The sequence below is a fragment of the Curvibacter sp. PAE-UM genome, from assembly GCF_001432305.1.
Lineage (GTDB): Bacteria > Pseudomonadota > Gammaproteobacteria > Burkholderiales > Burkholderiaceae_C > Hylemonella.
This window is the reverse complement of sequence record NZ_KQ483358.1, coordinates 836585-860892: the sequence shown is the minus strand read 5'-3', so window position 1 is coordinate 860892 and position 24308 is coordinate 836585. Positions and strand designations below refer to the sequence as shown.

The following is a 24308-nucleotide window of genomic DNA, read 5'->3' as shown; positions in this document are numbered from 1 at the left end:
AAAAGCCTGCTGTCTGCCTTGTTTGTCTGCGGCTGGGATAATCGCACACCTATGGGTACAGCAGGCAAACAAAGGGTGGTGGTGGGTTTGAGCGGGGGCGTGGACTCTGCGGTCAGCGCGCACCTGCTCAAACAGCAGGGTTACGAGGTCATCGGCATCTTCATGAAGAACTGGGAAGATGACGACGACAGCGAATACTGCTCGTCCAACATCGACTTCGTGGACGCCGCCGCCGTGGCCGACGTGATCGGCATCGAGATCGAACACGTCAACTTCGCCGCCGAGTACAAGGACCGCGTCTTCGCCGAGTTCCTGCGCGAATACCAGGCCGGCCGCACACCCAACCCAGACATCCTCTGCAACGCCGAAATCAAGTTCAAGGCCTTCCTGGACCACGCCATGCGCCTGGGCGCCGAGAAGATCGCCACCGGGCATTACGCCCGTGTCCGCTGCGTTGCAGCCGACACAGGCGAGCCCGTTGGGCAAGATGGAACATCGCACGCGACCGCGCGCGATGGTGCCCGCGTGAGCTACCAACTGCTCAAGGGCCTGGACCCGGGCAAGGACCAGAGCTACTTCCTGCACCGCCTCAACCAGGCGCAGCTGAGCAAGACGCTCTTCCCCGTGGGCGAGCTGCACAAGACCGAGGTGCGCCGCATCGCCACCGAAATCGGCCTGCCCAATGCCAAGAAGAAGGACAGCACCGGCATCTGCTTCATCGGCGAGCGCCCCTTCCGCGAATTTTTGAACCGCTACATCCAGAAAGAACCCGGCCCCATCAAGGACGGCACGCCGCCTGTGGGCGACAAGGCCTATGGCCGTGTCATCGGCAAACACGAAGGCCTGAGCTTCTACACCCTGGGCCAGCGCCAGGGCCTGGGCATCGGCGGCATCAAGGCCAAAGGCGCGCAAAAAGGCGGTGGTGAACACGCCCCCTGGTTTGTCGCGCGCAAGGACATGGAGAAGAACACCCTGTGGGTGGTGCAGGGGCACGAGCATCCGCTGCTGCAGAGCCATCTGCTCCGCGCACAGGACGCGAGCTGGGTGGCGGGTGAACCGCCCAAGCCGGGCGCCCTGGCGGCCAAGACGCGCTATCGGCAGGCGGATGCAGCTTGCACGATCTCCGACATCGAAGGCGCGGGCTTCAGCCTTGTTTTCCCGGAGGCGCAGTGGGCGGTGACGCCGGGGCAGTCGGCGGTGCTGTATGACGGTGAGGTGTGTTTGGGTGGCGGGGTGATTGACGCTGCGAATTAGAGAGCGCGATTCCACCTGCCAGCCTTTATTGAAGCTTTGCGAGACACGCTCCTTATTTTTCAGCCTAACAACATGAAGTGCTGTCGGTTTTGCGGTGCTGAAGCAAGCCTCATAAAGGCCCATGTCATTCCCGAAGCTTTCTTCCGGCCACTTCGCGAGGGCGGCGAAAGTCCTCTTATCGTCGCTGGTGCAAAAGGAATCCTTCCTAAACGAGCGCCAATCGGCATATATGACAAGGAGTTGCTTTGCGCTTCATGCGAGGCCAGATTCTCCCCAACCGACTCATATGGCGTCGACGTTTTGCTGACCAGATTTACAAATCACTTTGAACCTGTTCGGCAAGACTCTCAAACCGTAGGCTACGCCGGCCTTGCTGTTGACAAGATTCGGCTCTTGGAGTTTTTGGTTTCTATTCTGTGGCGCGCGTCTGCCTCAAGTCAGCCCTTTTACAACACCGTCGATCTTGGAGTTCAGGAGCAGACGGCAAAGGGGTCGCTGTTTGGGTCACCTCCTATCGTTTCTGCGACCTTCGATGCAGTTCTTTCGGTATGGAGCGAATCTGATGATGATCGAATCCCTACCACTGCCCTTATGAATCCCCACCGGGAGCAGTGGGACGGTGTCAATGCATACCGCCTCTATCTCGGGAAAGTCGTGGCATACATTAAGGTAGATCAGCAACAATTTTCCGAACCGTTTGCTTCCCTGTCGCTACAGGCTAGTGGGCCCTGCGTGCTAGTGGCCAGGTCCCTAACTGGCTCTAATGACATTAAAGCAATGCGCAAGACAGCCCTCACATCCGAGGCCAATCGACAGGCTTTCCACGCGGCGCGCAAGAGAACTTAGCAGACACGCCGGCATCTGGTCCGGCCCCTTCAGCGCGATACTAGACCCATGAATCTTGCGTCTTTCAAGCTGGAGCAGGCCCTCTCTCACAAACCCTCAGTATTGGTGCGCGTAGTTCAGACTCAAGGCTCAGCGCCCCGTGAAACCGGGACTTGGATGGCCGTACTGCCAACAAGCGTGATCGGCTCCATCGGCGGCGGCCATCTGGAGTTCGACGCCATCGCCCGGGCCCGCACCCTGCTCGCAGGTGCCGCCGTCCCGACCGAACCACAGCGCGTGGCCCTGGGCCCCAGCTTGGGCCAGTGCTGCGGCGGTGTGGTGTTTCTGCGTTACGAATTGCTGGGCCCGCAGGACGCGACCGGCCTGGCGCAGCGCCTGCAGGCACCCACCTCGCCCGTGGCCCTCTTCGGCGGCGGCCATGTGGGCCAGGCCATTGCACGCCAGCTCGCCCACCTGCCCTTTACCCTGCACTGGATCGACAGCCGCGACGAGATCTTTCCTACGGACACGCCACCCAACATCCGCTGCGAACATTCATACCCGGTGCAGGCGGCGGTGGCCGACATCGCGCCGGGTTCGGCCGTGCTCATCATGAGCTTCAGCCATGCGGAAGACCTGGAGATCCTCGCCCTGTGCCTGCGCCGCGCGCGTGAGCAGGATGACCTGCCCTATATCGGCCTGATCGGCAGCAAGAGCAAATGGGCGACCTTTCGCCACCGGCTGGAAGCGCGGGGGTTTGCTGAGGAAGACTTCGCGCGCGTGACCAGCCCCATAGGCGTGCCGGGCATTGCGGGCAAACAGCCCGAGGTGATAGCCGTGGCGGTGGCGGCGCAGCTGCTGCAGCGCTTCGGACCAGCCTGACCGCTTACTTAGCTGGTTTGAGAATTTTTTCGACAAATATGAGGGTTTGCCCAGGCTGCTCACTTGCGCCGCCACCATTGCTTGGGTTTATCGGGAATTTCGGATTCCACTGAAATCCAGGACAAGCGTTACTCGCTGCATAACGCCAAGGTGAACGAAACCCAGCCGTGCTGCCCTGCGCCCAATCCATCATGTAGCCAATGCGCTCGCCTATGACTTCCTTGGTTTCAAGGTCGATTACCTTGAGCGAACTGCCTGCAATCCAGTATTCGCGCTCTTCGCGGGTCGAGATGTCGTCATAGGTGACGCCGTAGCGAGGCGGATTTCCGGGAGCCGGGACTTTGTCGAAAACAAAACGCTTGTAGTCGTAGGAGTAACGTGTGTCCGTCAGCCCCGGCTGTTCAGTACGCCCCGTGTAACGATAGCGCTGTCCGTCTTTGGGGTCTTGAGCCTCGATGTAGTGGTAGCCGATGCGCGGTGGCGAGCCAGCAACCGGCGGATCATTGCGCTGATGGTAAAAACCTTGCAAAAAATTGAGCAAGTACTGATCGCCCGTTGAATCATCCCCATACGGGTCATCCAGCGCGAACTGGTCTCCGAAGTTGGTCGTGGTGCGTACCTTCATCAGGTAAATACCTTCCACACCCTCTACCGTCTTGTGGATCTTCTCACCCGCTGTCTTGCAGCGTTCCGCAAACATGTGCTGTGCGGTAGCCAGCCTGTTGCGATGCTCTATTTGTCGACTGACCTCGGGCGCGAGCGGTGCAGCGAAGCCGACAAGCACCACCACCGCATAAATTCCTTTGCGCAGCCAGGTCCTGCCCTTCCACAAAGCAACGCACACACCAGCGAATGCCAACAGCAGGTACAGATTGCCTGCTACGGCGAACAACACGTCAAAGCCGGATAGTTTCAGCACGCACGCGCTCCCTGTGTCTTTTTTATTGACTCATCACCCCACCTGAGCCATCCGTCTATTACAAGATGGGCTGCTCGGGCCCGGATAAGTCTACTGCTGACTTGTCTGTTGATCCCCTATCGTCGCGTGTGACCGGTCTGCCTAGTGCGCAAAAGCTTTTCGCCCGGCTCAGGCAGCCGTAAGAGTAAATATTCAGCGCGTGCCGGCCTGCTGCGCGAGTTGCCAGGCCAGGGTGTTCTGGCGTTCGATCAGCGCGCCCGTGTCCACCGTGGTCAGCTCACCCTGGCGCACCACCACCCTGCCATTGACCACCGTGTAGTCGGCGTTGTCGCTGGAACAGAGCATGAGCGCGCCCAGGGGGTCATGCACGGCGCCGCCGGCCATGCTCAGCGTGTCGGTGCGGTACATGGCCAGGTCGGCACACTTGCCGGGCACGATCTGGCCGATGTCGCTGCGGCCCAGCACGCGGGCACCACCGCGGGTGGCGAGCCAAAGCGCGTCGCGCGGGGTCATTTCGCTCGGCCCCGTATCGCAACCGAAGGGTTCGAGCGCCTTGCCCACGCGTGCCAGCAACATGGCCTGGCGTGCTTCGTTCAAGAGGTGGCCGGCGTCGTTGCTGGCGCTGCCGTCCACACCCAGGCCTACGGGCACGCCCAGGTTGAGCAGCTTGCGCAGCGGCAGGATACCGCTGGCCAGGCGCATATTGCTGCAAGGGCAGTGGGCGATGCCGGTGCCGGTCTTGGCAAAGAGATGGCTACCGTGCTCGTCGAGTTTCACGCAGTGGGCGTGCCACACGTCCTGCCCCACCCAGCCCAGGTCTTCCACGTACTCGGCCGGCGTGCAGTTGAAGTGCTCGCGCGTGTAGGCGATGTCGTGGTCGTTCTCGGCCAGGTGGGTGTGCAGGCGCACACCGTAGGCGCGGGCCAGCTTGGCCGATTCGCGCATCAGGTCCTGGCTCACGGTGAAAGGCGAGCAGGGGGCCACGGCCACCTGCAGCATGGCGCCGGGTTTCGTGTCGTGCCAGGTCTCGATGAGGCGGCGCGTTTCCTGGAGGATGAAATCTTCCTTCTCCACCACGCGGTCGGGCGGCAGGCCGCCCTGGCTCTCACCCACGCTCATGCTGCCGCGCGTGGCCGTGAAGCGCATGCCGATGGTGTGCGCGGCCTCGATGCTGTCGTCCAGGCGCACGCCGTTGGGGTAGATGTAGAGATGGTCGCTGCTGGTGGTGCAGCCGCTGAGCAGCAGCTCGCCCATGGCCACCTGGTTGGAGACCTTGACCATCTCGGGCGTGAGACCGGCCCAGATGGGGTAGAGGCCCTTGAGCCAGGAGAAAAGCTCGGCGTTCTGCACACCGGGAATGGCGCGTGTAAGGCACTGCACCATGTGGTGGTGCGTGTTGACCAAACCGGGGATGACCACATGCTTGCGGGCGTCGATGACCTCGTCCACTTCGGCCACGAGCGCGCGCAGGTCCGTGCCTGCGGGCAGGATGCGGTCGATGAAACCGTCACGGATAAGGATGGAGGCGCCTTTCAGTTCCGTGCGTGCGTCGTCCTGGGTGGCGATGCAACGGGCGTCCTTGATGAGCAGTGTCGTCATGAATAGGTCTCAGTCTTGCAGGGCGCGCCAGACGCGTTCGGCCGTGGCGGGGGCGCTCATGCTCACGCGGCCGTCGGTCCGTGTAGCGGCCACGGCGTCACGGATGGCCTCCCACACGGCGATGGCCAGCATGAAAGGCGGTTCGCCCACGGCCTTGCTGCCGAAGACGTTGTCTTCACGGTTGGGCTCGGGCCAGAAGTCCACGCGCATTTTTTCAGGCACGTCGCCCGTGGCGGGGATCTTGTAGGTGCTGGGCGCGTGGGTGGCGAGTTTGCCGTCGGCGTTCCAGACCAGTTCCTCGGTGGTGAGCCAGCCCATGCCCTGGATGAAACCGCCTTCGATCTGGCCGATGTCGATGGCCGGGTTGATGCTCTGCCCCACGTCGTGCAGGATGTCCACGGCCAGCACACGGCTCTCCCCCGTGAGCGTGTCGATGGCCACCTCGCAGCAGGCCGCGCCGTAGGCGAAGTAGTAGAAGGGCCGGCCCGTGAGCGTGGTCTTGTCGTAGTGGATCTTGGGCGTGCGGTAAAAACCGTCGCTCCAGAGCTGGATGCGGTTGGCGTAGGCCGCCTTGACCACTTCGCGGAAGTCGCGTGTGCTGCCGGCGGCGTGGATCTTGCCGCCCGCAAATCGCACCTCACCCGCACCGCAGCCCTGCAGGCCGGCCACAAAAGCAGCCAGGTTCTCGCGCACCTGGCGCGCGGCGAACTGGGCCGCGCGGCCGTTGAGGTCGGTGCCGCTGGAGGCCGCAGTGGCGCTGGCATTGGGCACACGGGCCGTATCGCTGGCGCTGACCAGCACGCGCTCAAACGGCAGGCCCAACTCATCCGCCACGATCTGCGCCACCTTGGTGTGCAGGCCCTGGCCCATCTCGGTGCCGCCGTGGTTGACCAGCACGCTGCCGTCGTTGTAGACGTGCACCAGCGCACCGGCCTGGTTGAACAGGGTGGCGGTGAAGCTGATGCCGAACTTCACGGGTGTGAGGGCCAGGCCTTTCTTGAGCAGGGTGTGCTCGCGGTTCCAGGCGGCGATCTCGGCGCGGCGCTCGCGGTAGCGTGCGGTCTGCGCCAGCTGAGTCATCAGCGGCTGCAGGATGTTGTCTTCCACCGTCATCTGGTAGTGGGTGACATTGCGCTCCGTGATGCCGTAGAGATTGCGCAGGCGCACGTCCAGCGGATCGCGGCCCAGCTGGCGCGCGATGTCACCCAGGATGGTCTCGATGGCGATCACCCCCTGCGGGCCGCCGAAACCGCGGAAGGCCGTGTGGCTCTGCGTGTTCGTCTTGCAGCGGTAACTGTCGATGCGCACATCGCTCAGAAAATAGGCGTTGTCGCTGTGGAAGACGGCGCGGTCGGCCACGGGGCCCGAGAGATCGGCGCTGAAACCGCATTCGGCCAGCAGGGTGAGCTGCAGGGCGGTGACCAGGCCCTCGTCATCAAAACCCACGGTGTAGTCGTAGGCGAAGGGATGGCGCTTGCCGGTGACCATGAAGTCGTCGTCGCGGTCCAGGCGCAGCTTGACGGGGCGGCCCGTCTTGTGTGCGGCCAGCACGGCCCACACGGCCAGGTGCCCGGCCTGCGTTTCCTTGCCGCCGAAACCGCCGCCCATGCGCCGGCATTCCACGCGCACGCGGTGGTTGTCCAGCCCGAGAGCATGGGCCACCCAGTGCTGGATTTCACCCGGGTGCTGGGTGCTGCTGTGGATCAGCCACTGCTGCTGCTCCTGCGGGATGGCGTAGGCGATCTGGCCTTCGAGGTAGAAGTGCTCCTGGCCGCCGACCTCAAAGCTGCCCGTGAGCCTGTGTTTGGCGCTCTTCATGGCCTGCTCGGGCTCGCCGCGCTTCACGGTGACGGGCGGCAGCACATAACTCTGCGCGGCATGGGCGGCGCGCGCGGTGAGCAGGGCGGGCAGGGCTTCGATGTCGAGCTTGACGGCACGCGCGGCGCGGCGTGCCTGCATCACGGTCTCGGCCAGCACCAGGCCAATGACCTGGCCCACGTGTAAGACCGTGTCGCGCGCGAAGATGGGTTCGTCGTGGACGAAGGTGGCCAACAGTGGGTCACCGGGAATATCGGCGGCCAGCACCACGTCCACCACACCGGGCATGGCGCGTGCAGCCTTCGTGTCCACGCCCTTCAGCCTGCCGTGCGCGACAGGCGAGAGGATAGGCGCGGCGTGCAGGGTGCCGCGCAGCTCGGGCAGGTCGTCCACATAGGGCGCCAGGCCCTGGACCTGGTGGCGCGCGCTTTCGTGCGCGACCGACTGGCCGCTGGCGAAGACGGGATCGGAAGCGCTCATGACAAGGCCTCCAGCTGCAACTCGCCCTGTTCTTCGGCCCAGTAACGCAAGAGCAGGCGGCCCAGCACGCTGCTGCGGTAGGCCGCGCTGGCGCGCATATCGGAAATGGGTTCGAACTCGGGCTGCAGCACCTGGGCTGCCGCCTCGAAGGTGGCAAGCGCCCAGGGTTGGCCCAGCAAGGCGGCTTCGGTCTTGCGCGCGCGCACCGGCGTGGCCGCCACGCCGCCCGCGCCGATGCGCGCGCTGCTGATACGGCCCGCACGCACGTGCAGGTTCAGCGCCAGGCAGACGGCAGAGATGTCGTCGTCCTGGCGCTTGGAGATTTTGTAGATACGCAGGTGCTCATCCACCACGGGCAACGGCACGTCGATGAAAGCCAGCACCTCGTCCGGCGCGAGCAGGTTCTTGCGGTAGCCCGTGTAGAAATCGTCCAGGGGCAAGCGGCGCTCGCCGCGCACACTGGCCAGCACCAGGGTGGCGCCCAGGGCCAGCAGCAGGGGCATGCTGTCGCCGATGGGCGAGCCGTTGGCCACATTGCCACCCAGGGTGCCGCTGTTGCGCACGGGCAGGCCGGCGAAACGTTCGGCAAACCGGCGCAGCTGCGGGCGATCGGCCACCAGGGCGGCGTAGGCCTCGTGCAGGGTGACGGCCGCGCCGATGCGCAGGGTGTCGGATGTGCGGCTGAGCTGGCGCAGTTCCTCCACGCGGGTCACGTCCAGCACCTGGGCAAACTGGCGGTGCTGTTTGGTAACCCAGAGCCCCACGTCGGTGCAGCCGGCCACCAATTGGGCCTGGGGTTGTTCAGCGCGGAGTTTCAGCAAGTCAACCAGGCGAGTGGGTGCGCTGTAGTCGGCCGCGGGGGCGGGTGCGATCTGGTGCAGCTGGGCCAGCACCGCGGCTTCGTCCACCGGCACACGGGGCAAGGCGCCCATCTGCTGCGCGGCGTCGAGGATGGGGCGGTAACCGGTGCAGCGGCAGAGGTTGCCCGAGAGATCGGTCTGGGCGTCTTCACGGCTCACGGTCTCGCCAGCCAAGACACGGTTCTGGTACATGCCAAACAGACTCATCACGAAGCCGGGGGTGCAGAAACCGCACTGGCTGCCATGGCAGTTGACCATGGCCTGCTGGCAGGGGTGCAGGGCACCGTCAGAAGCCGGCAGGTCCTGCGCGGTCCAGACCGCCATGCCGTGCACCGAATGGGCCAGGCGGATGCAGCTGTTGATGGCCTTGTAGCTCAGGCCCTCCCCCGCGGGCTCGGCCAGCACCACGGTGCAGGCACCGCAGTCGCCTTCGCCGCAGCCTTCCTTGACGGCCGTGCACTGCAGGTCTTCGCGCAGCACTTCCAGCAGGGTGCGTGAGGGCGCCACGTTCTCCAGGCTGACCAGCTGGCCGCGGCGCACGAACTGCAAGGGTCTTACGTTCATCTCGGTCTCCGAAGCAAGCGTCATACCAGATGTCGCCCACCTGCACCCGTTTGTATGCGATAGTTGTATACAGGACTTGGCACAGTTATAGCTTAAGCTAGGAACGGCTCACACCTTTAGCCCTGTGCGTACACCCCCTCTGACATCATGAGCATTGCCGTGGCCGACACCCGCCTACGCCTCCAACTCTCGGGGATCACCAAGCGCTACCCCGGCGTGGTGGCCAACCACCAGGTGGCGCTGGCGGTGCAAGCTGGCCAGATCCATGCGGTGCTGGGCGAAAACGGGGCGGGCAAGTCCACCCTGATGAAGATCATCTACGGCGCCGTCAAACCCGACGAGGGCGAGATCATCTACAACGGGCAGCCGGTGCACATTCGCAACCCGCAGCAGGCCCGCGCGCTGGGCATCAGCATGGTGTTCCAGCATTTCAGCCTCTTCGATTCACTCACGGTGGCCGAGAACGTCTGGATTGGCCTGGACAAGAGCCTGACGCTGGCCGCGGTGACGCAGCGCATCCGCGACAAGGCACAGGAGTATGGGCTGGACATCGACCCGCTGCGCCCCGTGCACAGCCTGAGCGTGGGCGAGATGCAGCGCGTGGAGATCATCCGTGCGCTGCTGGGTGAGCCGCAGCTGCTGATCCTGGACGAACCGACCTCGGTGCTCACGCCGCAGGCGGTGGAAAAACTCTTCGAGGTGCTGCGCCAGCTGGCCGCCCAGGGCTGCAGCATCCTGTACATCAGCCACAAGCTGCACGAGATCCGTGCCCTGTGCACGGCCTGCACCGTGCTGCGCGGCGGAGAGGTGACTGGCACCTGCGACCCGCGCGAGGAGAGCAATGCCTCGCTGAGCCGCCTGATGATCGGCGCGGAACCACCGGCCCTGCAGCACAAGCCGCCCCAGACCGGTGCGGTGCAGCTGGACGTACGGGCCTTGAGCCTGCCGCGGCAGGACCCCTTCGGCGTGGACCTGGACGACATCGCCCTGCAGGTGCGCACAGGCGAGGTGGTGGGCATCGCGGGGGTGTCGGGCAACGGCCAGCGCGAGCTGCTCTACGCGCTCTCGGGTGAAGACCTGCGCAGCCCGGGCGGCAGCATCCGCCTGGGCACGCAGGACGCGACCCGGCTGGACCCGGCCCGCCGCCGCGCCCTGGGCCTGCATTTCGTGCCCGAGGAACGCCTGGGCCGTGGCGCCGTGCCCGCCATGGGCCTGGACCACAACCTGCTGCTCACGCGCGGCGAAGCGCTGGGCCCCCTAGGCTGGATACGCACCGGGGTGCTGGCCGCCCAGGCGCGCGGCATCATCGCGCGCCTGCACGTGAAGGCGGCCGACGAACACGCCGCGGCGCGCAGCCTCTCGGGCGGCAATCTGCAGAAATTCATCGTGGGCCGCGAAATCGACGCCGGCCCGCGCCTGCTGATCGTTTCGCAGCCGACCTGGGGCGTGGACGTGGGCGCGGCCGCGCAGATCCGCGCCGAGATCCTGGCGCTGCGCGACGCGGGCTGCGCCGTGCTGGTGGTGAGCGAGGAGCTGGAAGAACTGTTCGAGCTCAGCGACCGCCTGCACGTCATGGCCAAGGGGCGCCTCTCGCCCTCGCTGCCCATGGCCGAGGCGACGACCGAGCGCATCGGCGAGTGGATGAGCGGCCTGTGGCACGGCGAAGTGCAACACCATCTGCAGGATATGGAGGCCGGTCATGCTGCGGCTTGAAGCCCGCCCCCAACCCTCGCGCGCCTGGAGCCTGGGCTCGCCCCTGCTGGCGCTGGCGCTCACGGTGCTGCTGGGCGTGATCCTCTTCGTCGCGCTGGGCAAGGACCCGCTGCGCGGCCTGCAGATGTTCTTCTGGGAACCGGTGAAGTCGGGTTACGCCCTGGGCGAGCTGATGGTCAAGGCCACGCCCCTGCTCATCATTGCGCTGGGCCTGGCGGTGTGTTTCCGCTCCAATGTCTGGAACATCGGTGCCGAGGGGCAGTTCGTGATCGGCGCTGTCTGCGCCGGCGGCGTCGCCCTGCTGGCCGACAAAGGCACCGGCCCCTGGATCATCCCGGCCCTGCTGCTGGCCGGTGTGCTGGGCGGCATGGTCTGGGCGGGTTTCACGGCCCTGCTGCGTGACCGCTTCAACGCCAACGAGATCCTGGTGAGCCTGATGCTGGTCTACGTGGCCATCCAGCTGCTCAACTTCATGGTGCACGGCCCCTGGAAGGACCCGGGGGGCTACAACTTCCCGCAAACCAAGACCTTCGAGGCGGTCACGCAGATCCCGCGCCTGATGAGCGGCTCGCGCCTGAACATCGGCCTCATCCTGGCGCTGCTGGGCGCGGGGGCACTCTGGGTGTTCCTGTTCCGCCTGCGCGCGGGTTTTGCACTGCAGGTGGGCGGCCTGGCGCCGGCAGCGGCGCGTTACGCGGGTTTCTCTTCACGCAAGGCGCTGTGGACGGCGTTGCTGGTCTCGGGCGGCGCGGCCGGCCTGGCCGGCGCACTGGAAGTGGCGGGGCCCATCGGCCAGCTCACGCCCTATGTGCCGGCGGGTTACGGTTTTGCCGCCATCATCGTGGCCTTCGTGGGGCGGCTGCACCCGGTGGGCATGGTGTTCTCGGCCATCCTCATGAGCATGTTCTACATCGGCGGTGAGCTGGCGCAGTCGCGCCTGGGCCTGCCCAAGTCCCTCACCGGCGTGTTCCAGGGCCTGCTGCTGTTCACGCTGCTGACCTGCGACACGCTGATCAACTACCGGCTGCGCTGGGGCAAGGGGGGATGATGGAGTCCTACGCGCTGCTGCTCGCGGCCACACTCAATGCCGGCACCGTGCTGGCGCTTGCTGCGCTGGGCCTGCTGCTCAACGAGAAGTCGGGCATCGTCAACCTGGGGGCCGAAGGCATGATGCTGTGCGCGGCCATTGCCGGTTTCGCCACCGTGGTGCACACGGGCAACGACTGGCTGGGTTTCGTGGCCGGCATGGGCGCCGGGGCGCTGCTGGCCGCGCTCTTCGGCTGGCTGGTGATCTGGCTCAACACCAACCCCTATGCCACCGGCCTGGCGCTGAGTCTTTTTGGCGCGGGCTTTTCCGCCTTCGCGGGCATCGCCTACGTGCAGGCCAAGCTGCCCGAGCGCACGCAATGGGTGGTGCCGGTGCTGGGCGACCTCCCCTGGATCGGCCCGGCACTGTTCCGCCAGCACCCGCTGGTCTATGTGACCATGGCCCTGGTCGTGGCCCTGGTCTTCTGGTTCGGGCGCAGCCGCAGCGGCCTGATCCTGCGCGCTGTGGGCGAGTCGCCCGAATCGGCCCATGCCCTGGGTTACCCGGTGCGGCGCATCCGACTGGCGGCCGTGGTGGCCGGCGGCGCGCTGTGCGGCCTCTCGGGTGCCTACCTCTCCATCATCTACACCCCGCTGTGGGTGGAGGGCATGGTGGCCGGTAAGGGCTGGATCGCCCTGGCACTGACGACCTTTGCCACCTGGCGCCCGGCACGCGTCTTGCTCGGTGCTTACCTGTTCGGCGGCGTGACCATGCTGCAGTTCCATCTGCAGGGCGTGGGCGTGGAGATGCCCAGCCAGTTCCTGGACATGCTGCCCTACCTGGCCACCATCGTGGTGCTGGCCCTGATCTCGCGCAACCCGGCCTGGATCCGCGTGAACATGCCCGCATCGCTGGGCAAGACTTTCACGCCAAGCTCATAATCGCAACGTTTTTTCAACCCAGTGAGGACACCATGACCGACCTGACCCAACGCCGCCTGTTCCAGGCCGCCGCCATTTCCGCCATCACCGCCGCCGCCCTCGTGGGCTGTGGCAAGAAGGAAGAACCTGCCGCTACCGCACCCGCCGCCGCGCCCAAGGCCGCGCCGCTGAAGATCGCCTTTGCCTACGTCGGCCCGGTGGGCGACGGCGGCTGGACCTTTGCGCACGACAACGGACGCAAGGCCATCGAGAAGGAATTCGGCGACAAGGTCGTCACCAGCTTCGTCGAGAAGGTGCCGGAAAGCGCCGACGCCGAACGCGTGATCCGCGACATGGCCGGCGAGGGCAACACCCTGATCTTCGGCACCACCTTCGGTTACATGGAGCCCATGCTCAAGGTCGCGCCTGATTTCAAGAACGTGAAGTTCGAGCATGCCACCGGCTACAAGACCGCCGAGAACATGCGCACCTACGACAGCCGCACCTACGAAGGCGCCTACATGGCCGGCGTGATCGCGGGCAAGATGACCAAGAGCAACACCCTGGGTGTGGTCGGCTCGATCCCGATCCCCGAGGTGATCCGCAACATCAACAGTTTCACGCTGGGCGCACAGTCGGTCAACCCCAAGGTCAAGACCCGCGTGGTGTGGGTGGGCGAGTGGTTCAACCCGCCGAAGGAAACCGAAGCGGCCACCGCGCTGATCAACGGCGGTGCCGACGTGCTGATGCAGAACACCGACTCCTCGGCCGTGCTGCAGACCGCCGAGAAGATGGGCAAGCGCGCCTTCGGCTGGGACAGCGACATGACCGCCTACGGCCCCAAGGCCCACCTGGGTTCGGCCATCATCAACTGGGGCCCTTACTACGTGAAGGCCACGCGTGATGCACTCGAAGGCAAGTGGGCCACCGGCCAGGCCTGGTGGGGCGTGAAGGAAGGCGCCATCGACATGGTGTCCATCGCCGCCGACGTGCCGGAAGACAGCAAGAAGAAGATCGACGAGATCAAGGCCGGCCTGAAGGCGGGCAGCTTCGTGATCTGGAAGGGCCCCATCGTCGGCCAGGACGGCAAGGACGTTCTGAAGAAGGACGAAGTGGCCGACGACAAGTTCCTCGGCGGCGTCAACTTCTACGTCAAGGGCGTGGAAGGCAAGATTCCCGGGGGCAAATAAACCCTGAAACCGCATGAGAGGGGCTGCTTCGGCAGCCCCTTTTGTTTGCAGAGTTGCAAGGAGGACACCATGAACACGCCACTGGCTGAACTGCTGCGCCGCATGCCCAAGGCCGAGCTGCATGTGCACATCGAAGGCACGCTGGAGCCCGAGCTGATCTTCAAACTCGCGCGGCGCAACGGTGTGACGCTGCCCTACGCCAACGAGGCCGCCCTGCGTGCGGCCTATGCCTTCACCAACCTGCAAAGCTTTCTGGACCTGTACTACGCCGGCGCCAGCGTGTTGCTGAAAGAGCAGGACTTCTACGACATGGCCTGGGCCTATTTCGAGCGCGCCCAGGCGGACGGCGTGGTGCGTGCTGAACTGTTCTTTGATCCCCAGACGCACACCGTGCGTGGCGTGCCCATGGGCACCGTGATTGAAGGTCTGAGCCGCGCCTGCGCCGATGCACAAACGAAGCTGGGCATCAGCGCCGACCTCATCCTCTGCTTCCTGCGCCATCTCTCCGAGGAAGACGCTTTTGCCACGCTGGAAGCGGCCCTGCCCTGGCGCAAGCACTTCATCGGGGTGGGTCTGGATTCGAGCGAGGTGGGCCATCCGCCCGAGAAGTTCGCGCGTGTCTTCGCACGCTGTCGCGAGCTGGGCTTGCACCTTGTGGCCCATGCTGGTGAGGAAGGCCCGCCGGCCTATGTCTGGTCGGCGCTGGACGTGCTGAAGGTCGAGCGCATCGACCATGGCGTGCAGTCCATCCACGACCCCGCGCTCATGCAGCGGCTGGCGGACAGCCGCATGCCGCTGACCGTCTGCCCCCTCTCCAACCTCAAGCTCTGTGTCTTTGCAGACCTGAAGCAGCACAACCTGCGCCGCATGCTCGACGCTGCCGTGTGCGTGACCATCAACTCCGACGACCCGGCCTACTTCGGCGGCTACCTGCTCGACAACTACCTGCAGACCTTTGAGGCCCTGCAGCTGGACGCCGGCCATGCGCGCACGCTGGCCGCCAACAGCCTCACGGCCAGCTTCGCGCCCGAGGCGGACAAGCGCCGCTGGCTAAAAGCGCTCGACGCCTGCGTAGATGCAGGCTGATAACCGGGTGTGCACTGAGACCCTGCATCTTGATCTACCAGACATTTGGAGTTGAATGAGATGGCGATCAGCAAAGAACAGCGACGGGAGAACGATGAACGCGTCAAGGCCGACATCGCCGAATATGGCTGCCACGTGATCAGCGTGTTTGACCCCGAGGGGAAAGAGCCCACGTTTTCCTATTCGGTGGGCATCCAGGAAAGCTGCGGCGCGCCCGAAGCCATCGTCATCGGCGTGCGCCCGGAGTTGGGCCACGCCATGATCAACGAATACAAGGACCAGGTCCGACGCAACGGCCGATTCGCCCGAGGCGTACTCTACTCGGGCTTCCTGGAAGGTTTCTCCATCTATGTCGAGCCGGCCAAGCCCAGCCGACTGACCGAATACACGCTGGGCTGCGACCGACACTACAAGGGCAAAAGCTACGAAGTCGTCCAGCTCATTTACCCGACCACCAGCGGCATATGGCCCTGGCAGGCAGGCGCCAGCGAGTGGTTCAAGACGAACCAGCGCATGCTGGGCCGCGTCCGTCCCAACCGCCCCTGACGGTTGCCGCACGCAAGCTCAGCCCATCCGCGCCAGCAGCGTCTCCATGTCCTTCATCATGGCCGAGAGGTCGGCCTTCTGCTCTTCGCCAGGTGAGAGGCGCGCTTCGAGTTCCTGCTCCATGAAGCAGACCGTCATGCGCAGGTAGGTGCTGTCCAGCGCCTTGCGCACGGCCGAGAACTGCTGGCCGATCTTGAGGCAGCTTTCGCCATCCTCGATCATGCGCTGGATGCCGCGCAGCTGGCCTTCAGCGCGACGCAGGCGGTTGAGCACCTCGGTGCGTGCGTCGCTGTCGGTCAGCACGGTCGGGTCGCAGCCGACCACGGTGCTGGTGGGCGCCGGTGCTTTCTTCAAGGATGCGCTTTTGGCCATGCCTCTTCCCTTTATTTGAGTTGCTGCCCGTTGGCGTCACGCACGCTCACGTGCAGGGGGATGCCCTGCGCCACGCTGGCGCCCACGGTGCAGAAGGCCTCGAACTGTTCGAGTACGCGGTCCAGGTGCTGCAAGCTGGCTGCCGGCACGCCCAAGGTGAGCGCCACGTCCAGCCCCAGCACGCGCAGGCGGTTGTCGGCATTGCGGCCGATCTCCGCCGTGACCTCGCAGCTGATGGGCTCGGGCGTCTGCTTGAACTTGCGCAGGGCAAACAGCAGCGAGTCCGACAGGCAGTTGCCCACGGCAGCGGCCAGCAACTGCACCGGGGTCGGGCCTCGGCCCTGGCCCAGCGGCGGGTTCTCGTCACCCACGAGCGGCGGCTGGCCGTTGCCGAAGTCGATGGCGAACTGGAAGTCCTGCTGCTGACGCAGCACGACACGGGGCCTGGACTCGCTCATGGCGCTGGCCTTACTTGGTGCCGCAGGAGCCGCCTTCAGGCACGCCCAGTTTCCTGAGCAGGATGCCGGGCGGGCAGAAGCCGGTGAAACCGGACTGGAACAGGTTGAAGCCGACGAAGGCGGTGAAGGCCAGGAACCAGGGGCTCACGAAGATCGGGCTGGCTTCGACGCCCAGGGCCAGCGACAGCATGACGAAGAAACCGGCCATGATGCGGATGTAGCGTTCAACAGTCATTTTTAACTCCTAGGGTTCAGGTTGCGGATACGGGTTGCAGGGGCGTACCGTCGGCGTTCTTATACCTCCGGCGGTATAGAGAATAGTACAGGACCGGGATCACCACCAGCGTCAGCAGCGTGGAGACCAGGATGCCGAAGATCAGGGCAATCGCCAGGCCGTTGAAGATCGGGTCGTCCAGGATGAAGAAGGCGCCGATCATGGCGGCCAGGCCCGTGAGCGCGATCGGTTGCGCGCGCACGGCGGCCGACTGCACCACGGCGTCGCGGAACTTCATGCCCTGGCTGACCTGCAGCTCGATGAAGTCCACCAGCAGGATGGAGTTGCGCACGATGATGCCGGCCAGCGCGATCATGCCGATCATGGAGGTGGCGGTGAACTGCGCGCCCAGCAGGGCGTGGCCCGGCATCACACCGATGATGGTCAGCGGGATGGGCGCCATGATGACCAGCGGCGTGGTGTAGGAGCGGAACTGCGCCACCACCAGCAGGTAGATCAGGATCAGCCCCACGCCATAGGCGGCGCCCATGTCGCGGAAGGTCTCGTAGGTGATCTGCCATTCGCCGTCCCACTTGAGCGCGTACTGGCGCCAGGTGTCGGTCGGCTGGCTGATCCAGTATTCGTTGAGTTCGCCCGTGCCTTTGAGCGCGGCTTCTTCCAGCTTCGGACGGATGGCGAACAGACCGTAGAGCGGCGAGTCCAGCTTGCCCGCCATGTCGCCGAAGACGTAACTCACGTTGGCCAGGTCCTTGGTGAACAGGGGCTTGTCGATCACGCCGCGCTCCACGCGTACCAGTTCGGACAGCGGCACCAGCTGGCCGTTGGCCGCGCGCAGGGGCAGGGCCAGCAGTGCATCCAGGCCGACCTGCTGCTCACGCGGCAGCTGCAGGCGCACCGGCACGGGGTACTTGGACTGCGCGTCGTGCAGCCAGGCGGCATCGGTGCCCGAGAGCGCGGCCGAGACGGTCTGCGCCACGGCGGCCACCGGAATGCCCAGGGACTCGGCGCGCTGGCGGCGCACACGCAGCCAGGCGCGCGGCGCGTCTTCCTTGAGGGACGTATCCACCCCGACGATGTCGGTGGTCTCGCTGTAAGCCTGTGCCACACGCCGAGCCAGTTGCTGGCGGCCGGCTTCGTCGGGGCCGTAGATCTCGGCCACCAGCGGGCTCATGACGGGCGGGCCCGGCGGTACTTCGACCACCTTCACGCGCGCGCCGTGCTTGACGCCGATCTTTTCCAGCTCGGGGCGCAGGCGCTGGGCGATCACGTGGCTCTTGTCGCTGCGGTGGTGCTTGTCGACGAGGTTGACCTGCAGGTCGCCTTGCTCGGCTTCAGCGCGCAGGTAGTACTGGCGCACCAGGCCGTTGAAGGTGATGGGCGAGGCCGAGCCGGCATAACCCTGCAGGTCCTGCACCTCGGGCTGCTGCGAGAGAAAAGCGCCCAGCTCGTGCAAAGTGGCGGCCGTGTCTTCCAGCGGGGCGCCGGCCGGCATTTCGACCAGCACCTGGAATTCGCTCTTGTTGTCGAAGGGCAGCATCTTGAGCACCACGCCGACAAAGGAAGAAGGCACCAGGGTCAGCGCGACCGACAGCAGCAGCGCCCCCATGATGCCGGCCAGCAGCAGCAGGCGCTGGCGCGAACTGGCCAGGAAGGGCGTGAGCACGCGGGTGAACAGCGTTTGCAGCTTGCCACCGATGCCGCCGCCAGCATGCGCGTCGTGTGCAGCATGGCCGGGGCCGTGTTCCTTCATCAGTTTCAGCGCCAGCCAGGGCGTGACCGTGAAGGCGATGGCCAGCGAGAGGGCCATGCCCAGGCTGGAGTTGATCGGGATCGGGCTCATGTAAGGGCCCATCAGGCCGCTCACGAAGGCCATGGGCAGCAGCGCGGCGATCACGGTCAGCGTGGCCAGGATGGTGGGGCCGCCCACTTCATCGACGGCGCGCGGAATGATCTCGCGCAGCGGCGCCTCGGGTGTGAGCTGCTGGTGACGGTGGATGTTCTCCACCACGACGATGGCGTCGTCCACCAGGATGCCGATGGAGAAGATCAGCGCGAACAGCGAAACGCGGTTGAGCGTGAAGCCCCAGGCCCAGGAGGCAAAGAGCGTGGCCATCAGCGTCAGGATCACGGCAGCGCCGACGATCACGGCCTCGCGCCGGCCCAGCGCAAAACCCACCAGCAGGATCACCGAGCCGGTGGCGAAGGCCAGTTTCTGGATCAGCTTGTTGGCTTTCTCGGCCGCGGTCTCGCCGTAGTTGCGGGTGACGGTGGCTTCGATGTTGCCCGGGATGACGGTGTTGCGCAGGGCCTGCACGCGGGCGTTGGCCCCGCGTGCCACGTCCACCGCGTTCTCGCCCGGCTTCTTGGTCACGGTCAGCGTGACGGCCGGGTAGACCTGACCAGCGGGGGCGGCATCGCCACCCTCACCCTGGGCCATGGCGGCTCCGGGGGTGAACCAGACATAACGTTGCGGCTGCTGGGCGCCGGCTTCGACGCGCGCCACTTCGCGCAGGTAGACCGGGGCGCCCCGGCTCACGCCGACCACGATGTCGCCCACATCCTGCGCCGAGCGCAGGAACTCGCCGGTTTCCACGCTCAGCATCTGCGGCGCAGCACCCTTGGTCTTGCCCCTGGTATCCAGCACGCTGCCGGCCGGCATGCCGAAGTTGGCGGCGGTCAGCGTCTGCTTGAGCGTCAGCACGTCAATGCCGCGGGCGCGCAGGCGCGTGGGGTCCAGCCACACGTGCACCGCGCGGCCCGGGCCGCCGATGGTCTGCACCTCACGCGTGCCCTTGACGCGCTTGAGTTCGGTTTCCACCTCGTGGGCCACGCGCTCCAGTTCCTGTGCGGGTTGGGCGTCCTTGCTCCACAGGGTCACGGCCAGCACCGGCACGTCGTCGATGCCCTTGGGCTTGACGATGGGCGCCAGCGTGCCCAGGTCGCGCGGCAGCCAGTCCTGGTTGGCGTTGAGCACGTCGTACAGGCGCACCAGCGCCTCGGTGCGCGGCACGCCCACCTTGAACTGCACGGTCAGCACGGCCAGCCCCGGGCGGGCCACGGAATAGGTGTGTTCGATGCCGGCGATCTGGCTGAGCACCTGCTCGGCCGGGCGCGCGACCATGTTCTGCACATCGGTGCTGCTGGCCCCGGGGAAGGGGATCAGCACATTGGCCATGGTCACGTTGATCTGCGGCTCTTCCTCGCGCGGCGTGACGAACACGGCGAACAGGCCCAGCAGCAGGGCCACCAGGGCCAGCAAGGGGGTGATGGCGTTGGCCTGGAAGGCCGCCGCGATGCGTCCGGAAATGCCCATGCGCTCCTCCTGGCTGTTTTTCATGTCGGTTCTCAAGGTTGGGCGGCAACGGCGCCGGCCAGGCCGGCCTTGACCGGATCGAGCGCCACGCGCTCGCCAGCGGCCAGTCCGGCCACGATTTCCACACCGTCGGCACCATGGTCGGCACCCAGGCGCACGGCGCGCAGCACGAAACCTCGCTCGGTGGCCACATAGACGGCGGTCAATTCACCGCGTCGCAGCACCGCAGCCGCCGGCACCACCGTACGGTTGGCCTGGCCTCCGACGAAACGCACACGCACCTGCTGACCCGGCAGCAGATTCTGCGCCGCCTGGGGCGAGAGGTCCAGGCGCCACACCACGGTCTGCGACACGGGATCGGCCGCCGGCATGGCGCTGCGCTTGACCGGCGCGACCCACTTCGATTCGCCGTTGGCCTCACTCAGCTGCACCAGCACTTCCTTGGCCGCACGCGTGCTGTCGGCCAGCGAGGCCGGCACCTGCACCACGGCGCGCAGCGGCAGCGGCGCGTAGACCGTCACGATGGGCTTGCCCGGCACGGCCAGGTCACCGGCCTCGGCGTGCGTCTGCAACACCCAGCCGTCATAAGGGGCGGTCACCCGGGTGTAGCCCTGCGAGAGCGCCGACTGCCGCGCGCCGGCGGCGGCCTGCGCACGGCCGGCCTGGGCGGCCTTGTACTGGGTTTCGGCCACGTCCAGCGCGGCCTGGCTCACGAAACCCTGGCTTTGCAGGTTGCGCGTGCGCTCGTAGTTGACCTGGGCGTTGCGCAACTCGGCCTCGCTCTGCGTCACCTGGGCGGCGCTGCGCTGCACACCGACCGAGCTTTCCTGGTCGTCGATGGTGGCCAGCAACTGGCCCGCCTTGACGCGGTCGCCCATCTTGACCAGCAGCTTGACGACACGCCCGGAGGCCTGGGCCGAAACCACGCTCTGCTTGACCGGCTCGATGACGCCGTCGATCTCATAACCGGTGGAAACGGCACGCGCCCCGATCTGGACCGTCGGCACGGTGACGCCGCCCTTGGCCAGAACGGGGGCACCGGCCAGAACGGCCAGGGAAACGACAAAGGCGATGGTGTGGATCGATTTCATGGCTTTCTCCATATACTGGGTGCAGTATATACCATATACCCCCAGGAGTACAACAACGCCCCCTCAAACCCCCACGACCCGCGAGCTTGGCGGGTCTGCCGCCCGGCTTCATCCAAGGCTATCGTTTCCGGTGCAGCAGTTCCAGAAAATGTTCGGCCGGCTTGCTCAGCGGACGGTCCTTGCTGACCAGGCTGCCGTAGGCGGCCAGGCTCTGACCCAGGCGGTAGGGCAGGATGCGCAGGATGCCGTGCTCGGCGTCACGCTGGGCCACGGCTTCGGGAATGACCGAGACCAGCTGTGAGCGCCGGATCAGGTTGATGGTGGTGAGGATGGAGCCGGTCTCGATCAGGCCCCGGGGCAAGGCGGCCTGGTGGTCGCGGAATTCGCGCTCGATCAGCTCGCGCAGCGGGCTGCCGGCCGGCTGCAGGATCCAGGGATAGTCCAGCAGGTCCTCAAACACCACCTGCCGCTTGCGCGCCAGGGGATGCTCGTTGCCAACCACGACGGCCAGACGTTCGTCCTCGATGGCGGTGAAACGGCATTCAATGCCGGGGTTGCCCACGCGCCGGCCGACGACCACTTCGAGCACACCTTCGCTCAATTGCTGCAGCAGGCGGTCGCTGGTGTCGACCGCGATCTCGATGGTCAGCAGGGGAAACAGCTCCTTGAGCCCGAGCAAGGCCTCGGTCAGGCGCCCCGGTGAGGCCGCCATGATGCTGCCCACCGAAAACTTGCCGGCCCGGCCCTGGCGCACCTCCACCAATTCGCGGTTCAGCGCCTCCATGCTGCCGCGGATGCTGCGGAAATAACCGGTCACCCGCTCGCCCGCCGCGTTGAGCCGCAGGCCGCGGCCCACACGCTCGAACAGGGGCTGGCCCAGGGCGTCTTCCAGTTCCTTGAGCATCTTGGTGGCCGCCGGCTGGGTCAGGCCGAGCTGGCCGGCCGCACCCCGCAGGGTGCGCTCGCTGTCGATGGCGAGCATCAGCGCAATCTGCCGCATGCGCAGCCGGTTGAGCAACTGCGGTGTGCTGTCCTGGCGGTCGATGGAGCCCACGCTGATTACCTCAGGTTATCGATCGATCAATAGCTTTCAGTTTACGGCAATTGAAGGCATCCCTACCATCGGTTCTCGAGACGTCCTCAAACCACATCTGGAGACAAAACCATGAAGACTCTGACCACAACGATCGCCCTCGCGATCCTGGCCACCTGCGGCGCCGTGCAAGCCCAGGAATGGCCGAGCCGCCCGGTCCGCATCATGGTCGGCTCCTCACCCGGCGGCGGCACCGACGCCATGGCCCGTGCGGTGGCCGACCGCCTGGGCCCGCTGCTCAAACAATCCGTGGTGGTGGAGAACAAACCCGGTGCGTCCAATACGCTCGCGGCCGACTTCACCGCCAAGTCCACCGACGGCCACACCCTGGTCATGGGCGTGTCCACCGCGCACGCGATTGCGCCACATTTGCTCAAGCTGGGTTACGACAACAACAAGGACCTGGTGCCCGTGGCCTTCGTCGGCTCGGTGCCCAATGTGCTGGTGGCCAACACCGCGCTACCGACGGCCACGGTGGGCGATCTGGTCAAGCTGGCCAGGAGCAAACCCGGCCAGCTCAACTACGCCACCAGTGGCGCCGGCAGCACGCAGCACATCGCGGCCGAGCTGTTCAAGGACGCGACCGGCACCTTCATCACCCACATCCCCTACCGCGGCAGCGGCCCGGCGCTGATCGACCTGATCGCGGGCCAGGTGCAGATCAGCTTCGACACCATGCCCTCGGTGATCGGCCACATCAGGAACGGCAAGGTCAAGGCGCTGGCCGTGGCCGCGGCCAGGCGCAACCCGCAGCTGCCGGACGTGCCCACCATGGCCGAGGCCGGCGTCCAGGGCGTGGAGATGAGCGCCTGGTACGGCATCTACATGCCGGCCTCCACGCCCAAGGCCGTGATCGAGCGCGTGAACGCCGAGGTCAACAAGGTGATCGCCATGCCCGAGACGTTGACCCGCCTGTCCGCCATCGGCGCCGATCTCACCCCCATGACACCCGCGCAGTTCAAGACGTTTCACGACGCCGAGAACCAGCGTTACGGCGGCCTGATCCGCAAGAAGAACATCAAGCTGGACTGAACCTGAAATGAGCAAGCCACTTCCCGTCGTCGCCCTGACCCTGGGCGACCCCGCCGGCATCGGCGCCGAGCTGATCGCCCGCCTGCTGAGCGAAACCGACGCCACGCGCCGCGCCAACGTGGTGCTGATCGGCGATCCCTGGCTCTGGGCCTGGGGCCAGCAGATGGCCGGGGTACCGGTGGCCACCACGCCGCTGGCCACGCTGGAGCAGGCACGCAGCCGCAGCAACACCGGGGTGCCAGCCTTTGTGGCCATGGACACGGTGCAGCGCAGCGAGGTCACAGTGGGCCAGGTGAGCGCCGCCGGTGGCCGCTCGGTGCTGCAGGTGCTCAACCGCTGCATGGACGCGGCACGCGCCGGCGCGGTGGACGCCATCTGCTTTGCGCCGCTGAACAAGCAGGCCATGAAACTGGGCGGCCTCAAGCACGAGGACGAGCTGCACCACTTTGCCGAGTACCTGGGCGTGAGGGGCTATTTCTGCGAGTTCAACACCCTGGACGGGCTGTGGACGGCGCGTGTGTCCTCGCACATCCCGCTCAAGGACGCGGCGAGTTACCTGAGCGTGGAACGCATCCAGCAAGCCACGCGGCTGATCCACCGCTCGCTGCAGGCGGCAGGCACGGCACAGCCCCGCGTGGCGGTGGCGGCCTTCAACCCGCACGGCGGGGACGGCGGCACCTGCGGGCGCGAAGAGATCGAGATCATCGAGCCGGCGGTGCGCGCGCTGCGCGCCGAGGGCCTGGCCATCGACGGGCCTTTTTCTGCCGACACCATCTTCCTGCGGGCCCGCGACGGCGAGCTCGACGCCATCGTCACCATGTACCACGACCAGGGCCAGATCGCGCTCAAGCTCATGGGCTTCTCCAAGGGTGTGACGGTGCAGGGCGGCCTGCCCCTGCCCATCACCACGCCCGCGCACGGCACGGCCTACGACATCGCCGGCCAGGGCCGCGCCAATGTGGGCGCCACCGAACAAGCGTTTCTCATCGCCTGCCGCATGGGTGCGGCCGGCCTGTCTTCCTGAAAGTCTC

General features: G+C 65.9%; 20 protein-coding genes. 10 read left to right on the top strand and 10 right to left on the bottom strand.

Annotated features, from left to right (window positions below; genetic code table 11):
- The first annotated feature begins 51 nt into the window (after positions 1-51).
- Positions 52-1254, top strand: coding sequence for a tRNA 2-thiouridine(34) synthase MnmA (mnmA, locus tag AO057_RS04200; protein ID WP_057674456.1), 1203 nt, complete (start codon positions 52-54; stop codon positions 1252-1254).
- Between the two features lie 894 nt (positions 1255-2148).
- On the top strand, positions 2149-2961 hold the full coding sequence (gene xdhC / locus AO057_RS04195; RefSeq protein ID WP_057674455.1) for a xanthine dehydrogenase accessory protein XdhC: 813 nt from the start codon (positions 2149-2151) through the stop codon (positions 2959-2961).
- Positions 2962-2965: 4 nt separating this feature from the next.
- Here the strand turns inward: xdhC and AO057_RS04190 are convergent, their stop codons facing one another.
- From AO057_RS04190 to xdhA, 4 genes are all read right to left on the bottom strand, one after another.
- A complete protein-coding gene (locus tag AO057_RS04190) occupies positions 2966-3880 on the bottom strand; it encodes a hypothetical protein (protein ID WP_057674454.1) in 915 nt (304 codons plus the stop codon).
- 192 nt (positions 3881-4072) lie between these two features.
- Positions 4073-5479, bottom strand: coding sequence for an 8-oxoguanine deaminase (locus AO057_RS04185; protein WP_057674453.1), 1407 nt, complete (start codon positions 5477-5479; stop codon positions 4073-4075).
- Positions 5480-5488: 9 nt separating this feature from the next.
- On the bottom strand, positions 5489-7777 hold the full coding sequence (xdhB, locus tag AO057_RS04180) for a xanthine dehydrogenase molybdopterin binding subunit (RefSeq protein ID WP_057674452.1): 2289 nt from the start codon (positions 7775-7777) through the stop codon (positions 5489-5491).
- Positions 7774-9201 carry a xanthine dehydrogenase small subunit gene (gene xdhA, locus AO057_RS04175; RefSeq protein WP_057674451.1) on the bottom strand — a complete coding sequence of 476 codons (1428 nt, stop codon included), beginning with the start codon at positions 9199-9201 and terminating at the stop codon, positions 7774-7776. Before xdhA ends, xdhB begins: the two co-directional genes overlap by 4 nt.
- Before the next feature lie 147 nt (positions 9202-9348).
- Here xdhA and AO057_RS04170 point away from each other — a divergent pair, with 147 nt between their 5' ends.
- From AO057_RS04170 to AO057_RS04145, 6 genes are all read left to right on the top strand, one after another.
- Positions 9349-10914: an ABC transporter ATP-binding protein gene (locus AO057_RS04170; protein WP_057674450.1), complete on the top strand. Its 1566-nt coding sequence runs from the start codon at positions 9349-9351 to the stop codon at positions 10912-10914.
- Entirely contained in the window at positions 10901-11962 is a 1062-nt protein-coding gene (locus AO057_RS04165; protein ID WP_057674449.1) for an ABC transporter permease, read from the top strand. Before AO057_RS04170 ends, AO057_RS04165 begins: the two co-directional genes overlap by 14 nt.
- The gene (locus AO057_RS04160; protein WP_057674448.1) at positions 11962-12882 is read left to right on the top strand and encodes an ABC transporter permease; all 921 of its coding nucleotides are present in this window, start codon (positions 11962-11964) and stop codon (positions 12880-12882) included. Before AO057_RS04165 ends, AO057_RS04160 begins: the two co-directional genes overlap by 1 nt.
- Before the next feature lie 32 nt (positions 12883-12914).
- Positions 12915-14051 carry a BMP family ABC transporter substrate-binding protein gene (locus AO057_RS04155; protein ID WP_057674447.1) on the top strand — a complete coding sequence of 379 codons (1137 nt, stop codon included), beginning with the start codon at positions 12915-12917 and terminating at the stop codon, positions 14049-14051.
- A gap of 69 nt (positions 14052-14120) precedes the next feature.
- Complete coding sequence (locus tag AO057_RS04150; protein ID WP_082605406.1) at positions 14121-15137, top strand: adenosine deaminase; 1017 nt, start codon at positions 14121-14123, stop codon at positions 15135-15137.
- 60 nt (positions 15138-15197) lie between these two features.
- Positions 15198-15683, top strand: a complete 486-nt coding sequence (locus AO057_RS04145; RefSeq protein WP_057674445.1) for a DUF4262 domain-containing protein — start codon at positions 15198-15200, stop codon at positions 15681-15683.
- 18 nt (positions 15684-15701) lie between these two features.
- On the opposite strand, the gene AO057_RS04140 is transcribed toward AO057_RS04145, so the two are convergent.
- The 6 genes from AO057_RS04140 to AO057_RS04115 form a co-directional block, all read right to left on the bottom strand.
- The gene (locus AO057_RS04140; protein WP_082605405.1) at positions 15702-16055 is read right to left on the bottom strand and encodes a metal-sensing transcriptional repressor; all 354 of its coding nucleotides are present in this window, start codon (positions 16053-16055) and stop codon (positions 15702-15704) included.
- 11 nt (positions 16056-16066) lie between these two features.
- Positions 16067-16513, bottom strand: coding sequence for an OsmC family protein (locus AO057_RS04135; RefSeq protein ID WP_057674444.1), 447 nt, complete (start codon positions 16511-16513; stop codon positions 16067-16069).
- Between the two features lie 10 nt (positions 16514-16523).
- On the bottom strand, positions 16524-16748 hold the full coding sequence (locus AO057_RS04130; protein ID WP_057674442.1) for a YgaP family membrane protein: 225 nt from the start codon (positions 16746-16748) through the stop codon (positions 16524-16526).
- Between the two features lie 16 nt (positions 16749-16764).
- Positions 16765-20085 carry an efflux RND transporter permease subunit gene (locus AO057_RS04125; RefSeq protein WP_057674441.1) on the bottom strand — a complete coding sequence of 1107 codons (3321 nt, stop codon included), beginning with the start codon at positions 20083-20085 and terminating at the stop codon, positions 16765-16767.
- A gap of 8 nt (positions 20086-20093) precedes the next feature.
- Positions 20094-21152 (bottom strand): efflux RND transporter periplasmic adaptor subunit, encoded by a 1059-nt coding sequence (locus AO057_RS04120; protein ID WP_057674440.1) that lies wholly within the window; start codon positions 21150-21152, stop codon positions 20094-20096.
- A 118-nt stretch (positions 21153-21270) separates the two neighbouring features.
- The gene (locus tag AO057_RS04115; RefSeq protein ID WP_057674439.1) at positions 21271-22206 is read right to left on the bottom strand and encodes a LysR family transcriptional regulator; all 936 of its coding nucleotides are present in this window, start codon (positions 22204-22206) and stop codon (positions 21271-21273) included.
- Between the two features lie 111 nt (positions 22207-22317).
- Here AO057_RS04115 and AO057_RS04110 point away from each other — a divergent pair, with 111 nt between their 5' ends.
- The gene (locus tag AO057_RS04110) at positions 22318-23277 is read left to right on the top strand and encodes a Bug family tripartite tricarboxylate transporter substrate binding protein (RefSeq protein WP_057674438.1); all 960 of its coding nucleotides are present in this window, start codon (positions 22318-22320) and stop codon (positions 23275-23277) included.
- Positions 23278-23284: 7 nt separating this feature from the next.
- Complete coding sequence (locus AO057_RS04105) at positions 23285-24301, top strand: 4-hydroxythreonine-4-phosphate dehydrogenase PdxA (RefSeq protein WP_057674437.1); 1017 nt, start codon at positions 23285-23287, stop codon at positions 24299-24301.
- Positions 24302-24308 lie beyond the last annotated feature (7 nt).